The sequence below is a fragment of the Patiriisocius sp. Uisw_047 genome, assembly GCF_047730165.1.
Lineage (GTDB): Bacteria > Bacteroidota > Bacteroidia > Flavobacteriales > Flavobacteriaceae > Patiriisocius.
This window is the reverse complement of the sequence record NZ_CP159834.1, coordinates 565,555-581,518: the sequence shown is the minus strand read 5'-3', so window position 1 is coordinate 581,518 and position 15,964 is coordinate 565,555. Positions and strand designations below refer to the sequence as shown.

Here is a 15,964-nt window from a genome sequence, read left to right as displayed (position 1 = left end):
TTGGCGACTTATGTATTGTAATCTTATTTGTCAAGAAAATACTGCAATTGCAATTGCAACTGCCTAATGAAAAATCTACTCTTCTTCTTTAGTAGGGGCAGCTTTTTCTATTGTTTCAGACTTAGATTCAAGCTTTACAGGTTGCACTGCATCTGCTGTTGCTTTCTCATCAGAAACTACAGTAGCTTCTTTTTTTGCTTTTGCCTTAGGTGCTGCTTTCGCTTTTTCCTCAGGTGCTGCTTCTACTTTAGCTTCTGCCTTTGGTGCTGCTTTTGCTTTTTTAGCGGCAGCTTCTTTACTTTCCTCGGCATCTTTGTTGCTCTTACGTTCTTCAAGACCAGCGATTACTGCATCTGTAACAGATGTCATAATTTTGTCAATAGACTTAGAAGCATCATCGTTAGATGGGATAGCATAATCAATTACTCTTGGGTCAGAGTTTGTATCAACCATTGCGAATATTGGAATTTTCAATTTCAATGCTTCTGCAACAGCAATGTGCTCACGTGTAGTATCTACAACAAATAATGCGCCAGGTAAACGACTCATCTCGCTAATAGAACCTAAGTTTTTCTCAAGCTTAGCTCTTAAACGGTCTACTTGTAAACGCTCTTTCTTAGATAAAGTCAAGAAAGTACCATCTGCTTTCATTCTATCGATAGTCGTCATTTTTTTAACGGCTTTACGGATAGTTACAAAGTTTGTTAACATTCCGCCAGGCCATCTTTCTGTGATGAAAGGCATGTTAGCATTCCCTGCTTTTTCTGCAACGATGTCTTTTGCTTGTTTTTTGGTAGCTACAAAAAGGATCTTACGTCCGCTAGCTGCTATTTTCTTGAGTGCTTCATTAGCTTCGTCAAGTTTTGCAACCGTTTTGTATAAGTTGATAATGTGGATTCCGTTACGCTCCATGTAGATGTAGGGCGCCATGTTTGGATTCCATTTTCTTGTGAGGTGACCAAAGTGTACACCTGCGTCTAATAATTCTTTTACTTCTAAATTTGCCATTTTGTTTTTAGTTTACGTTCTGTGTGTTTAGATGTCAATCTGTACGCCGAAACGTATATGATTTAGATACTAAACTAATTGTCCCACCCGGCAGAGTGGGACTAACAGCTTATTAATATTCAATTTTAATTAAGAACTTTATATCATTAAAGCATACGCTCGCTTGATAAGGTTCCGCATTGCTGCGGAATAAAAATGCCGATAATATAGCATTGTAATAACTCGATGTTCACCCCAGAATATTTCCAAGGAAATAATACCAATACATTTTGTATAAAATGCAGCCAGTAGGCTGAGTGTAGTCGAAGTTTAACGTTTCGAGAATTGGAATTTTTTACGTGCTTTCTTCTGACCAAATTTCTTACGTTCAACCATTCTTGGGTCTCTTGTAAGTAATCCTTCTGGCTTAAGAATGCCTCTGTTCTCATCGTTTAGTGTACACATTGCACGAGCAATTGCAAGACGAATTGCTTCTGCTTGACCTGTGATACCACCACCAAATACGTTTACAGTAATGTCAAACGTAGTTTCGTTTTCTGTCAACATTAACGGCTGCTTTACTTTGTACTGTAATGTTGGTGTCGTAAAGTAGTTAGCAAGCTCACGCTTGTTTACCGTAATATTTCCTTTTCCTTCTGCAAGATAAACACGCGCAACGGCTGTTTTTCTTCTTCCTATTTTGTGTATGATTTCCATTACTTAGTCGCGGTGTTAATTTTAATTTCTCTTGGTTTTTGAGCATCTTGTCCGTGGTCTGCATCTGCATACACTTTCAAGTTTCTAAAGATTGCAGCACCTAATTTATTTTTAGGTAACATTCCTTTTACAGCTTTCTCCACCACGCGTGCTGGATTTTTGTCTTTCAATTCTGTGGCAGTCAAGCTACGTTGTCCACCTGGGTAACCCGTGTGGCGAATGTAAGACTTGTCTCTCCATTTATTTCCTGTTAATTGGACGTTGCTTGCGTTGATGATAATCACGTTGTCTCCACAATCTACATGAGGTGTGAAACTTGGCTTGTGCTTACCACGAAGAAGTTTTGCAACTTCACTCGCAAGACGACCTAAAGTGTGCCCGTCCGCATCTACTAATAACCACTCTTTTGTTACTGTGGCTTTGTTAGCAGATACTGTTTTGTAACTTAATGTATCCATTATGTTCTTTGTCTAATGTTAATAATTATTTTCTATCCCAATTTAATGGACGGCAAAAGTACTGTTATTTATTTAATTGACAAATAGGGAAGTGTGATTTTTTTTGGCTGTAATTGCTTCAAATATATTAAGGTGAGATAAACAAGTTATAAGTACTGTTATACAATAAGAAATTTTGGTCTGTATTCTGGCAGTCTCTCTGCCAGTATGCTCCAGTGAATGACCAATTATTCTATGGCCAATACCAAATCTCCCGTCATCACCATCTCCCCTTCTTTTAGTTCCACTTGAGAAACAAAACCATCTTTTAATGCCGTTACCGTAGTTTCCATTTTCATCGCTTCTATTATAAAAAGGTGATCGTTTTCTTTCACTTCTTGCCCTGCTTTTACTAACACCTTATATAACATTCCCTGTAAAGGAGCGCCATATTGGTTCTCGTTTGCTGCATCTACCTTCTCATTTTCTTTTACTGAAATATTAAGTGACTTGTCTAGGATCTCGACTAATCTATTTTCCCCATTTACTTTAAAGAAAACCAAACGTTTCCCCTCGTCATTAGGAGGTGTTACTGAAAGTAGTTTTACAATAATCGTTTTCCCCGGTTCGAGCTCAATCATTATTTCTTCGCGCTGATCCATACCAAAGAAGAAATTCTTAGTTGGGAGTATCGCAACGTTCCCATACTTTTTATAATTATTATGCGCATCTTCAAAAACTCTAGGATATAAACTGTAGCTTAAAAAATCTTCAAACTCAATAGGCCTACTAAAGTCTTTCTGAAACTTTTCTTCAAAGGCTTTATACTCAGTCGTAAAATCTATAGGGTCTAAATGTGCATTGGGTCTATCTGTGTAAGGGGTCTCATTTTTAAGTATAATGTCTTGCAATTCTTTAGGGAATCCGCCTTGGGGTTGCCCAAGATCACCTCTAAAAAAACTAACCACAGATTCAGGAAAGGATAAGGAAGCCCCCCGTTCAAAAATATCCTTCGGTGTGAGATTATTGGTGACCATGTAGATAGCCATATCTCCTACCACTTTAGAACTAGGTGTCACTTTTATAAGATTTCCGAAGAGCATATTTACCTCAGCATACATTTTCTTCACCTCATCAAAACGGTCGCCAAGTCCTAAAGCAGTGGCTTGCGGTCGAAGATTAGAATACTGGCCACCCGGAATTTCGTGCGCATACACCTCAGCAGTTCCAGCTTTTAAATCAGACTCAAAGGGGTAGTAATACTCACGGATGTCTTCCCAATAATTAGAATAACTATTTAGGGATGGCATGTCAAAATGGTGTGCTCGGTCTGTATGTTTGACCATCTCAACCACACTATTAAAGTTAGGTTGTGAAGTAAGACCGCTTAATCCTGCGAGTGCTACATCTACAACATCTACACCGGCTTCTATCGCTTTAAGGTAGGTGGCAGATTGTATCCCAGAAGTATCGTGGGTGTGTAAATGCAAAGGTACCTTTACGGTATCTTTTAATGCCCCGATTAATTCTTGTGCTGCGTATGGCGTCAATAAGCCAGCCATATCTTTAATGGCGATCATGTGTGCGCCAGCATTTTCAAGGTCTTTTGCTAATTGCTTGTAATAGGCTAGGGAATATTTTGTGTTGTTCTTATCTAGGATGTCTCCGGTATAACTGATGGCTGCTTCTGCAAGTCCGCCAGTTTTTTCACGCACGTAGCGCATACTAGGTTCCATCGCTTTTACCCAGTTTAAAGAATCAAATATTCTAAAAACATCTACACCATTTTCCCAACTTGTCTCAACAAATTTTTCAATGAGGTTGTCTGGATATGCTTTATAACCAACTCCGTTGCTACCGCGAAGGAGCATTTGGAACAAGATGTTTGGCATCAATTTTCGTAACTCACGCAACCGTGTCCAAGGACTTTCATTTAAGAATCGCATACATACGTCAAAGGTTGCTCCTCCCCACATCTCAATACTAAAAGTATTTGGGTGATTTTTAGCAAAACTTTCGGCCACGGCGGTCATATCTTTGCTTCGCATTCTTGTGGCGAGCAGCGATTGATGCGCGTCTCGCATGGTGGTGTCTGTATAATGTATTTTTTTCTCTGCCTTCAGCCATTTGCTAAAGCCTTCTGGGCCAAGCTCAGTCAATAAGTCCTTGGTCCCTTTTGGGAACGCAGCTTTGGGGTCGAAAGCAGGGATAATTGGGGATCTAAATACTTTACTAACATCTACAAACTTTACATCTGGATTTCCATTTACAATGACTTCTCCTAGATAGTTAGTAATCTTAGTGGTGCGATCCTGTGGGATTTTAATTTTGAAAAGGGAAGGGTGCTCTTTAATGAAATTAACCGTTGCTTTTCCTTTTCTAAATTCTTCGTGCAGAATTACATTTTGTAGAAAATGAACATTGGTTTTCACACCCCTAATTCTAAACTCCTTTAAAGCACGACTCATTATACGAACAGCGCCGTCCAAGGTTTTACTGTGGGCAGAAACCTTTACGAGCATAGAATCAAAAAATGGACTCACTTTATAAGACTGGTAAATACTCCCAGCATCTAGACGAATCCCCATTCCAGAAGCACTACGGTAGGTTGTAATGGTTCCGTAATCTGGGGTAAAATCGTTTGTTGGGTCTTCTGTTGTGAGTCTACATTGTAGTGCAAAACCGTACGTAGCTAATGATGACTGGTCGTAAATCTTAATCTGTTTGCTGTCGAGTCTAAACCCGCCAGAAACAAAAATTTGTGTTTTAATCAGGTCGATGCCTGTGACCATCTCTGTTACCGTGTGCTCTACTTGGATACGTGGGTTTACTTCAATAAAATAAATGGTATCATCTTGATCTATTAGAAATTCTACCGTCCCTACATTATTGTAGTTTACTTCTTCGGCGATGGCGATGGCATATTTGTATAATGCATCTTTAACTTGTTGCGATACATTAAAAGAAGGAGCCACCTCGACCACTTTTTGATGACGACGTTGTACAGAGCAATCACGTTCAAACAAGTGTCTAATATTACGGTGGTTATCAGCGACGATTTGGACCTCAATGTGTTTTGGGTTTTCTACGTATTTTTCTAAAAACATCGTGTCGTCTCCAAAAGAATTAAGCGCCTCGTTCTTAGCTGAATCAAAATTACGTTCTAAATCTTCTGGCTTGTTAATCACACGCATCCCACGACCACCCCCACCAGAGGCGGCTTTTAACATCACAGGATAGCCTATTATTTTTGCCTCGTCTAGTGCAACATGTACTGAGGTAAGGTCTTTCTTATTGCTTTTTATAGTAGGAACTTTACATTTCTCAGCAATTTTTTTTGCCATTATTTTATCACCCAATGCATCCATTACCGCTGGATCTGGCCCAATAAAAATAAGTCCATTTTCTTTACAAGCTCTAGCGAAATTTGAATTCTCAGAGAGAAAGCCATAACCAGGATGTATGGCGTCTACTCCTTTTTCTAATGCAAGTGCGACAATCGCATCAATATCAAGATAAGGTTTAAGCGGCTCGTTGTCCGCGCCTATTTGATAAGATTCATCTGCTTTTAATCGATGCTGCGAATAACGATCCTCATATGTAAAGATTGCGACGGTTTTAATATTGATCTCTGCACAGGCCCTGAGTACACGTATTGCGATTTCACTGCGATTAGCGACCAATATTTTCTTGATTTCCATGAGATGAAAAGAGTTTAAGTGAACGTTGTGGTTCAAAGATACTACTTACTATGCGTGCATAATAAGTATTGTGAAATAATTTCTGGAGATATAAAGTTACCTCAAAAAAGGATTTACACTCTGATAATTGCGAACAATAAAATGAAGGGCACTATCCAGAATTTGCCCCATATTTTTAGATTTCTTAAAATTTATATCGCCTGTTAAATCAAGCAATGCATTTTTAAGCTCCTTTATTTTTTCAGGTTGAGAAATTTCATCTTTTCTCATACAAACTATAAGTTGTCTGAGGCGTTTCTTCTCGCTTGTTGCTCTTTTTGCAAGTAAGGAACGTTCTTCCCTTTTATATTGCTTAACAGAGGGTTGTTTTAATTCTGAAGCGACCAGTTGAACAAACGCGTTGTTTTCTTTTAAAAATTGTGGTCTGTATACTTTTACATTCCCTTCATAACTTTGCTGATCAAAATCTATAGCGCGAATGCGATACTGGATTCTATCAAAGTCATTGGTTAATACCATCACATAATTATAGGAGCGCATATCTCCTAGTAATCGCACAAAACAACGCTCATTAAACTTTACAAATTCTTTGGCGATCTCACGCTTGTCCTGTTCAGAACAATGTTCTAAGTGATGTGTTATAAAATCATCACCAGGAATTCCAGATATGTGTTCTTCTATTAAGGTGTTACCGTGTACTAAAAAGTTAATATGATTGGGCGATAATAAGTGTTCTAATTCTAGTCCGTAAATTCTGGAAGCATCTGCTTTTTTAATATACAGAAAAATGTAGTTGTCATTTAAAATGTTCCGTACTTTAATCCTAAATGGTTTACTATTTCCGAAGGTACAATAGTCTATACTGTCAATATTTAGATAAGGTAATAGCGCATCAGAACCATCACTGTGCAATATAGAATACATTTGTTTTAAGCTTTGCTCAATGTCCTCTCGCTCAGATTCTGAATAATATACCTGGATCCATAAAGTGTCATTGCCGTGCTTGTCATAAACGGTCACAGCCCCTTGATACCGGAGTAGATCATCGTAATAAATAGGAATTTTTATATTCCGTGCATACTTCGTTAAATACGAAGATAGCGCCTCTGTAATAGGATACGTAGGCTTCTTTTTTGACATTAATTTTTGCATTGTAAGGCTTTCTATAGGTTGTTAAAGGTAATAAATGAATTGGTGCAAACGGAGCAGGCGTATTTCAGCAATTGAAATCAGTCCTATTTCTCCTGAAATATTAATTATTACGAACATTTCCACCTTAATTTTAAAACAAAAAAATGAATTTTTTTAGCAATTTTAATGGTGGCCTTCCATTCACTTCTTTTAGTAACGGTGATGACACATAAGGTGCAAGTGACGCGTCAATAGTTGGAACATTTGTATTAATTGATTTCAACTCTCTATTTAATGATGATTATAATGGCGATGGAACAACATCGACTAATTTATTAGTAGAGGTACCTTGTTTAATGAGTACAATTACATTTAATGGAGGTGCGAGTTGTTCCTCAAATTCAACAAACGTGCTGGTAGAGACTGATGATGAAGGAAATTTAAATGTAAATTGTGAAGGTCCTTATATAGAAACAGGAACATATAGCTTAGATGGAAACACTCGTACAATTGAGTTAGAGACTACAACAGATCTTGATGGTGAGGTACATATGAAGAATATTGATGCTACTGCAGTAGTCACTACTGCTGCTGTTTCAGTTTACGACAGACAATAAGTATAAGATAAGTCAAAAAAACTCCCAATGTCCTTTTTGGAAATTGGGAGTTTTTTTATGCGATAGAATATTGGATATTTAGTTTTTAAATACTCTCACCATTTCATTACCTAGGCGAAGGTGATAGATTCCTTGTGAAAGATGTGATACATCTATTTGTTTATTATTTCCAGATAGGTCTCCTTCTAACAATAATTGCCCAACTGTTGAGTACATTATAAAATGGATATCGCCTGGAACACGTACATTGATAGAATTTTGAGTTGGATTAGGGAATATACTTATCTCCAGTTTGTTCTCTGCTATACTAAGTAGCTCACATTCAAAGCTAGACTGCACCATAGAAGCTGCAGGAGGGTTGACTAAAAGGTTATCATTCAATATAGGGCAATAACAATCATTATCTTCTACATATAATTTAAGCCAAGAAAGTGCTAGTCTTCCTGCAACACCGTCACCTCCGTTTGGGGTATTGGCGACAGAATGGTTTCCGTTTTCAATTTCAAAAAGTAATTTGTTTGTAGCTTCTGGTATCTCGTTATAATGCACATTTGCGTGATCTTCTGGGGGCGCTGTTGGGTCATCTTGACCGCTTAAGATTAATACAGAAGTATCGTGATTTAACTCTGGGTCTAGCAACCACGGACATAAAGCAACAACACCTTTTATGGTGTTGTCAAGAACCGCTGCTCGTTGTGCTCCACCACCGCCCATAGACCATCCGCTTACAGCAAATTTATCCGTATCTAATTCACCTTCTAATGGTGATGTATCTCTCAGGTTTTCTTGTCGTAATGTCTCTAAGGCATCTAGCAGTGCCTCAGCCCTAGCTTCAGGAAGATCAAAAAGCGAATTAGTGCCTATAATTATAGTGACAATTCCGTGAGATGCATAAAAGGGTCCCCACTCTTCAACACTAGAGGGCAGAGATACAAATCCTGGAACAATAGCGATACTCGCATATGGAGGGTTTGCATTTGTTGGGTAATATACAGTAGCGCCAAAATAGTCAGGACCATTTCTTAGACCATCTGCCTCCGTAAGCGTCGCAATATCAAAGGGGCCAGGATTGGTTAAACTATCAACCGTGACATCTTCGCATTGTGCATATAATACTGATGGTGCCACTAGTGTTACAAAAAAGAGGAGTGCTAAAGTGTATGTTTTCTTCATTATAGATTTTTTATTTTACACATAATACAACATCAACCTTTATTTTACGAATCCAAAACAATAAAATCTTAAAATAAATAAATAGGCGCGCTCGGCTAATTGCTAATGGGCCTCTAACCAATTCTCGCCAATTCCCACTTCAACATCCAATGGAACATCCATTAAATATGCATTTTCCATCTCGTATTTAATCATCGATTTCATTTCCTCTAGTTCTGGCTTATACACATCAAAAACCAATTCATCATGAACCTGTAAAAGCATTTTTGTTTTGTACTTGCCTTCTTCCAGTTTCTTATGAATATTAATCATCGCAATTTTAATGATATCTGCCGCACTACCTTGAATGGGTGCGTTTACTGCGTTTCGTTCTGCCGCTCCTCGCACAATGGCATTGCTTCCGTTGATTGCGTTTAGGTAGCGGCGACGGCCCATAACGGTTTCTACGTAACCGTTGTCGCGGGCAAAGTTTACTTGCTCACTCATATAGTGACGTAACTTGGGGTAGGTATCATAATACGCGTCAATCAACTCCTTAGCTTCGCCTCTAGACATGTCTGTCTGGTTGCTCAAGCCAAAGGCAGAAACACCATAAATAATTCCAAAGTTTACGGTTTTTGCATTCCCACGTTGCTCACGCGTTACTTCTTCTAAAGGAACATCAAATACTTTACTCGCGGTAGATGCGTGAATGTCTTCGCCATTTTTAAAAGCCTCCATCATCGTTTCTTCTTGGCTTAATGAAGCGATGATACGCAGTTCTATTTGCGAATAATCTGCCGCTAACAACACATAGTTTTCATCACGCGGAATGAAAGCTTTACGCACCTCGCGTCCACGTTCAGTCCTGATAGGTATGTTCTGTAAGTTGGGGTTGTTACTACTCAGTCTTCCTGTAGCGGCAACCGTTTGCATATAGTCTGTATGCACCCGCTGTGTTGCTTCTTCTACTTGCAATGGTAAAGCATCTACATAAGTAGATTTTAGTTTTGCCAGTCCGCGATATTCCAATACATCTGCAATAATTTTATGGTCTTTCGCTAAGTAACTTAAGACATCTTCTGCAGTAGAAAATTGCCCGGTTTTTGTTTTCTTAGGCTTCTCGACCAATTTCATTTTTCCAAAGAGAATCTCACCCAATTGTTTAGGCGATGCAATGTTAAACTCCTCGCCAGCTTCTTCATAAATATTCTTTTCTAAAGAAGCAATATCACTTTCAAGATCGCCAGATAAAGAATTTAAAAAGGCTTCATCTAGATTAATTCCTTCTGCCTCCATATCTGCAAGTACCCGTAATAAGGGCAGTTCAATATCTGTGAATAATTTTTGAATATTTGCGTCTTTCAGTTCATTACTGAAATGCTCTTTTAATTGAAACGTAATATCTGCGTCTTCCACCGCATATTCTGTTTGATCTTCAACTGGAACATCTCGCATCGATTTTTGATTCTTTCCTTTTTTCCCTATTAATTCGGTAATGGAAACGGGCGTGTAATTAAGGTATGTTTCGGCAAGCACGTCCATATTGTGACGCATATCTGGATTGATGAGGTAATGCGCGAGCATCGTATCAAACAACGGGCCTTTTACAGCAATGTTATATTTCCGAAGTACTTTAAGATCGTATTTTAAATTCTGTCCTACCTTTTCAATTTCGGTGGCTTCAAAGAAGGGGCGTAATAACTCAATCTGTTCTTGTGCGGCTTCTTTTCCCTCCGGGAATGCCATATAAAATCCTTTTCCGGCTTCCCAAGAAAAAGCAATCCCAACGAGTTCTGCTGTGAGTGGGTTTAAACCTGTGGTCTCTGTATCAAAACACACGCTAGGCTGTTTCATCAAGTTCTGGATAAACAGGTTTGTTCCCATTCCTGGTTGCACTAATTGATAAAAATGCTCTGTGTCCTTTATGGTTTTTCTGCTACTATACACTTCAGCAGATTCTGAGGGTGCGCTATCGCCTCCAAATAAACTGAACTGCCCTTCACCTGCACTTGGACTGCTCTTGGTAGCAGGGTCTTGTTTTTTAGTAGTAGCTAACTTTGGAGCAGACTCTTGATGACTGGTTCCTTTTGATGCCATGGCTTCTACAGAAAAAGCGTTGGTAAAATTTGTAGTCAAACGTCGAAATTCTAGTTCTTCAAAAATGGCTGTAACCGCAGCAACATCTGGAGTGCTCATTTCAAAATCTTTCTCGTGAAATTCTACAGGAACATCGAGCATAATAGTAGCGAGTTTTTTGCTGAGTAAACCGAGTTCGCCGTTCGCTTCAATCTTCTCTTTCATCTTTCCTTTCAATTGATCTGTGTTTTCTAACAGCCCTTCCATAGATCCAAACTGCTTTAAAAACTTTTTAGCTGTTTTATCGCCCACGCCTGGAAGTCCAGGAATATTGTCACTCGCATCGCCCATCATCCCTAAATAGTCAATAACTTGTAGAGGGTTTTCAACTTCAAACTTTTTTTGAACTTCTGGGATTCCCCAAGTCTCGTAACCACCGCCAAAAACAGGGCGATACATAAAAATATTATCTGAAACTAGTTGTGCAAAATCCTTATCTGGGGTGACCATAAATGTGGTGTATCCAGCTTTTTCAGCTTGCTTTGATAGGGTACCTATAACATCATCTGCCTCAAAACCTTCTTTCACCATAATGGGAATGTGCATGGCTTCTAGAATCTTGTAGATATAGGGAATGGCGATTTTAATTCCATCAGGGGTTTCGTCGCGATTTGCTTTATATTCTTCAAACATCTCGACACGATCAACACTACCACCTTTATCAAAACATACCGCAAGATGATCTGGACGTTCTCTTTTTATAACGTCAAGAAATGAGTTCATAAACCCCATAATGGCACTTGTGTCCATTCCTTTAGAGTTTATTCTTGGGTTTTTTATAAGGGCGTAGTAGCCTCTAAAAATAAGAGCGAAGGCATCGATTAAGAAAAGGCGTTTTTTTGGTTCTGACATTATTTTAGTGTCTTCTCGAGCGCAATCAAGAGGTTTTAGTATTGTCCTAAACTAAGAAGTTCTCGACTGCGCTCGAACGGACAATACATATTTGTTCAAAAATAGAAAAAAGAGGAAAGAAGTAAGAAGAAAGTAAGGTGGAGTTATTAGTAATTAAATAAATCACATTTTATATGCATATAAATAAAGCCTACTTATCAAAGTATTTCAAATCAAGTCTTTTTTCTTGCTTCTTTCAGCGAAGCGGTTTTACCTCTTATTCAAATAAGACTATTTAACTGCTGTTAAGTAATTAATACTCACCGTAGCGAGTTCATTATTAGGAAATTTTGAAAAATGTTTTGGGTCAGAGTGAAGTCCTATTTCTTCAATGATTTTGCTGAAAACATCTAGTTCTACAATGTATTGATCACTAAACCCGTGCGTTGCATCATAAGCAGTAGCAGCAGTTTTTCCTAGATTGTCACGTGTGATTTTTGGGTCTAAAGTATGTAGCTCTATTATTAACAACCCGAAAGAGCCAATATATGGTTTCCACCCTTCAAAATGTTCTCTTAGGTTCTGTTCTACTTGTCTATTAGAAATACGTATACCACAAGTGGCAAAAGCTCCTGTAGAAGTACTTTGATTAGTAGCGCTCTCTATTTTGGGTGTACTCCACGGTCTATTATGGTCTAAGAAGGTGCGTACATTTAATAGGTCTGAGAGCTTTATGTTATAATTTTCCCTAATATCACTTTCTAATTGTTTTGGGTCTGCAATATCTCCCCAGATTACTTTTGCCCAAATGTCTGCTTTTACCAAGTTGGCACGAGTCACTTTTAAAGCCGCTTTATTAAAATCTACGCCTACCAAGAATAGCGGATGTTCATCAAGCATTTCACCGCGTTTGGTGCGTTGCTCAATCACTTCAAATAGATGTATTAGGAACGCGCCATTACCGCAGCCCATATCTAAAATCCCTCTAGGTTGTTCTTCTATAGGTTTATTAAAAAGGGAGATGATAATTTGGTCAATCTTTTTAAAGTAAGCTGCATGTGCGCCTCCACTTCCCCAAACATTCATTTCTCGATCTACGTGTGTTTCGTGGGCATTGGGGATGGAGCTTTTAAAAATTAGAGCGTTTCCGAAGAGAAGTTCATCAACTCTTCTAAATGTAGGAATGTATGAAACCGTCACGCCATATGCTGAAGATCTTCTAGCAAAGAACAAACCTTTATCTGTAAAACGATAGGTATCCTCTTTTTTAGTAAACCAACCTAAAAAGGTTAAAAAGTCTAGTATTTTACTAAAGTTAATTGGGTCTTCATGAAATTCATCTGCACTAAATGAAGCTTCCATAAAATATTTATGAAACATACCGTCCATCCCTAAAAAAACCGTGATGGGCCCTATTAGGGCGCCTTCAATATGTAACTTGATTTGTGCTTCAAGAGCTTGCTCCGTTTTATCTTCGGAAACAGCGTCAAAATCGCCATTCTTATATTGATTAAAAATTTTATTGATTGCAGAAAACTGCCCTTCCTCTAGAAGGCGCGGGTGAAATTCTTCAGAAATTTTGAGCAATGCCGAAATGTCTTTATACCGATCAAAGAGCCTAAAAGCAATAGCACTGTTTTTATTTGTATAAATGGTAATAGCGTCTTCATCATTATCTACCGAATGATCTAACCAGCCTTGTGAGGCAAGAAGTCGCAATCCTACGTTAAGATACCCTTCGTTTGCGTGGAAAAAATTACAAACTTGTTCTAAGGAAACTTTTTGTTCCTTTAAAATGTAATCAAGAATATCTTTTTCTTTTAAAGCGTAGGCAACGGGTGCAATACCAATTCCGTCAAGGTGTCTAAATAACTCACTGCGGTATTGGTTTTTCTCTGAGATTGATAACATGGCTTCTAGTAATTATAGGATAGTAAATATATACTTTGTTTTTTTATCAAGTTGAAAACGATATACTTTAAAAATTATGTCAATAGAAAGTTCATTTTTACAGCGAGTTATTTCCGTTAAAATATAAATGTTGAAATTAAATTTTCAAGAAAGAAAAAGGGGTGCAAAAGCTAAGAGTTTATACAGTAGTTCATCAAAAATGTTTTTATTCTGTACATTTTATATCCAAGCTATCGGTTTCTTGTTCGAGGTTTTTTATACTAGAGATAGTATGCCCATGAAAATGATAACTCTTATTTTTGACCTTTCAAATTACAAATAATGAACAATACATATTCCTTAGTTATTCACGGAGGTGCGGGCACATTAGTAAAAGGTCTTATGACCACAGCGCTTGAAACAAAATATAAAAAGGCTTTACAAGCTGCCTTAGACGCAGGGACTAAAGTGCTTGAGAATAGAGGTACTGCGCTCGATGCGGTCGAAGCTGCGGTCGTGATGCTAGAAGACTCTCCATTATTCAATGCTGGAAAAGGAGCTGTATTTACACATACAGGAACACACGAGATGGATGCGGCCATCATGGATGGAAAAAACTTAGAAGCTGGAGGAGTTTCGTTAATCACTGGAATTAAAAATCCGATATCATTTTCACGGGATATTATGGAGAATAGCGATCACGTTTTTCTAGCGGGTGAAGGAGCCATGCAGTTTGCAGAAAAGCAAGGATATGTGTTAGAAGACCCATCTTATTTTTATGACGAAGTTCGTTACCAGCAATGGCAAAATATAAAGGATAGCGACACGTTTGAGTTAGATCATTCTGTCAAGAAAGATGGAAAGTTTGGTACCGTAGGGGCTGTTGCACTTGATGTACACGGGAACATAGCTGCCGCGACCTCAACGGGAGGAATGACTAATAAAAAATGGGGTCGTGTAGGTGATAGCCCAATGATAGGAGCGGGAACCTATGCTAACAATAAAACTTGCGCAGTGAGTTGTACAGGAAGTGGAGAGTTTTTCATTCGCGGGGTCGTAGCCTATGATGTAAGTTGTTTGATGGAATATAAAGGTCTTTCGCTTGAAGAAGCTGCAAAAGAAGTAATACAAAACCGCATACGAAAAATAGGAGGTGACGGTGGTCTTATCGCAGTGGATGCTAAAGGGAACATGACCATGCCTTTTAATACGGAAGGAATGTATCGCGCTTTTAAGAAGTCAACCGGTGAGACTGAAGTTGCTATTTATAAGTAGGTTTTCGAGATGATTCATAAAAAAGAGCGCCCAGTGGCGCTCTTTTTTTATGAATCACTCAAGAAATTTAAATTCTAAGAAGAACTTAAATCTGAGTAGTTTGAAACTTCGTGTCTTTAAATAAAAGGTGCGTCTATAGGTAATACAGATACCTTACCCTTTTTAATATCAAAATGATCACTATTAGAAAGTACGTGTACCGCAAGATTTGCAATGGTCATTGGAGTGCCTGGATCTAAAAGCTTTTCTGTATTATGACTCAGATGAGAACCGTCAAAAACCAATACCATACCAGATCCTATTACGGTACAGTCATTTCCATTCTTAATGATGACACCCGTATCTTCTGCTAATCCTAGTCCTGTCAGATTTGGGAATTTTGCTACTGCTTCTGCGATTCGTCCAAAACGTCCACGACGTATAAAGTGTGAATCAATAATGAGTTCTGGGATAAAGCTCATTCCTTTACCCATAGATACAGCACCTTTTATGAAAGATTCTTGGCTACTTCCACCTGTTATCATTTCGTGGCTCATACACATAGCGCCAGCGCTGGTTCCAGCAATTACAAATGCATCTTCTTGATACCGTTTTTGCATAATTTCGTGTAAAACAGTTCCTCCTATTTTACTCGTAATTTGTGATTGGTCACCGCCAGAAAACATTACGCAGTCTGCGGTTTTCATTCGTTCTATATAATCTTCGTTATCAGAATCTTTACGAGCTCTAATATCCATCACAAAAAGGTTTGTACATCCGAGTTTGCCAAAGGCTTCTATGTAATTTTCTCCTACTTCTTCTGGAATACTAGAGGCAGTTGGGATGATTAAAATTTCGGCGTCTATGCCTCCAGCCTCTTTTACTATGTTGAATAAAATGCCTTCGTCTATAAACTCTAGCGTCTGCATTTCGTTAGTTTCTGCACCTTTGTCTTCGTTGCCGCCTATGGGGATTAGGGTTCCTTTTACGTTCATTATTCTAAAAAATTTTATGTAGGCAAAAGTACACCAATTAACAGAGGAAAGTGATATATTTATCGATTGTTCAAGAGGAAATCTTGATCAGTCTATAGTTTTTTGAAACACAT

General features: G+C 38.3%; 11 protein-coding genes. 2 read left to right on the top strand and 9 right to left on the bottom strand.

Annotated elements, in window-relative coordinates:
- Positions 1–75: 75 nt before the first annotated feature.
- The 5 genes from rpsB to ABXT71_RS02655 all read right to left on the bottom strand — a co-directional run bounded on the left by rpsB (position 76) and on the right by ABXT71_RS02655 (position 6,994).
- Positions 76–1,008 (bottom strand): 30S ribosomal protein S2, encoded by a 933-nt coding sequence (gene rpsB / locus ABXT71_RS02675; RefSeq protein ID WP_415372268.1) that lies wholly within the window; start codon positions 1,006–1,008, stop codon positions 76–78.
- A gap of 309 nt (positions 1,009–1,317) precedes the next feature.
- Entirely contained in the window at positions 1,318–1,704 is a 387-nt protein-coding gene (gene rpsI / locus ABXT71_RS02670; RefSeq protein ID WP_415372266.1) for a 30S ribosomal protein S9, read from the bottom strand.
- On the bottom strand, positions 1,704–2,162 hold the full coding sequence (gene rplM / locus ABXT71_RS02665) for a 50S ribosomal protein L13 (protein WP_415372264.1): 459 nt from the start codon (positions 2,160–2,162) through the stop codon (positions 1,704–1,706). The genes rpsI and rplM overlap by 1 nt, the downstream gene beginning before the upstream one ends.
- A gap of 227 nt (positions 2,163–2,389) precedes the next feature.
- Positions 2,390–5,842 carry a pyruvate carboxylase gene (locus tag ABXT71_RS02660; RefSeq protein ID WP_415372262.1) on the bottom strand — a complete coding sequence of 1,151 codons (3,453 nt, stop codon included), beginning with the start codon at positions 5,840–5,842 and terminating at the stop codon, positions 2,390–2,392.
- A 96-nt stretch (positions 5,843–5,938) separates the two neighbouring features.
- Positions 5,939–6,994 (bottom strand): hypothetical protein, encoded by a 1,056-nt coding sequence (locus ABXT71_RS02655; RefSeq protein ID WP_415372261.1) that lies wholly within the window; start codon positions 6,992–6,994, stop codon positions 5,939–5,941.
- A gap of 335 nt (positions 6,995–7,329) precedes the next feature.
- Here ABXT71_RS02655 and ABXT71_RS02650 point away from each other — a divergent pair, with 335 nt between their 5' ends.
- Positions 7,330–7,590: a hypothetical protein gene (locus ABXT71_RS02650; protein ID WP_415372260.1), complete on the top strand. Its 261-nt coding sequence runs from the start codon at positions 7,330–7,332 to the stop codon at positions 7,588–7,590.
- Between the two features lie 78 nt (positions 7,591–7,668).
- Here ABXT71_RS02650 and ABXT71_RS02645 read toward each other — a convergent pair whose 3' ends face one another.
- The 3 genes from ABXT71_RS02645 to ABXT71_RS02635 all read right to left on the bottom strand — a co-directional run bounded on the left by ABXT71_RS02645 (position 7,669) and on the right by ABXT71_RS02635 (position 13,623).
- Positions 7,669–8,763 (bottom strand): T9SS type A sorting domain-containing protein, encoded by a 1,095-nt coding sequence (locus ABXT71_RS02645; protein WP_415372259.1) that lies wholly within the window; start codon positions 8,761–8,763, stop codon positions 7,669–7,671.
- 102 nt (positions 8,764–8,865) lie between these two features.
- Complete coding sequence (polA, locus tag ABXT71_RS02640; RefSeq protein WP_415372258.1) at positions 8,866–11,733, bottom strand: DNA polymerase I; 2,868 nt, start codon at positions 11,731–11,733, stop codon at positions 8,866–8,868.
- A 270-nt stretch (positions 11,734–12,003) separates the two neighbouring features.
- Positions 12,004–13,623 (bottom strand): class I SAM-dependent methyltransferase, encoded by a 1,620-nt coding sequence (locus ABXT71_RS02635; protein ID WP_415372257.1) that lies wholly within the window; start codon positions 13,621–13,623, stop codon positions 12,004–12,006.
- 321 nt (positions 13,624–13,944) lie between these two features.
- Between ABXT71_RS02635 and ABXT71_RS02630 the strand changes: the two genes are divergently transcribed.
- Positions 13,945–14,877 carry an isoaspartyl peptidase/L-asparaginase family protein gene (locus tag ABXT71_RS02630; protein WP_415372255.1) on the top strand — a complete coding sequence of 311 codons (933 nt, stop codon included), beginning with the start codon at positions 13,945–13,947 and terminating at the stop codon, positions 14,875–14,877.
- Positions 14,878–14,993: 116 nt separating this feature from the next.
- Here the strand turns inward: ABXT71_RS02630 and ABXT71_RS02625 are convergent, their stop codons facing one another.
- The gene (locus ABXT71_RS02625) at positions 14,994–15,851 is read right to left on the bottom strand and encodes a cyanophycinase (protein WP_415372253.1); all 858 of its coding nucleotides are present in this window, start codon (positions 15,849–15,851) and stop codon (positions 14,994–14,996) included.
- Positions 15,852–15,964 lie beyond the last annotated feature (113 nt).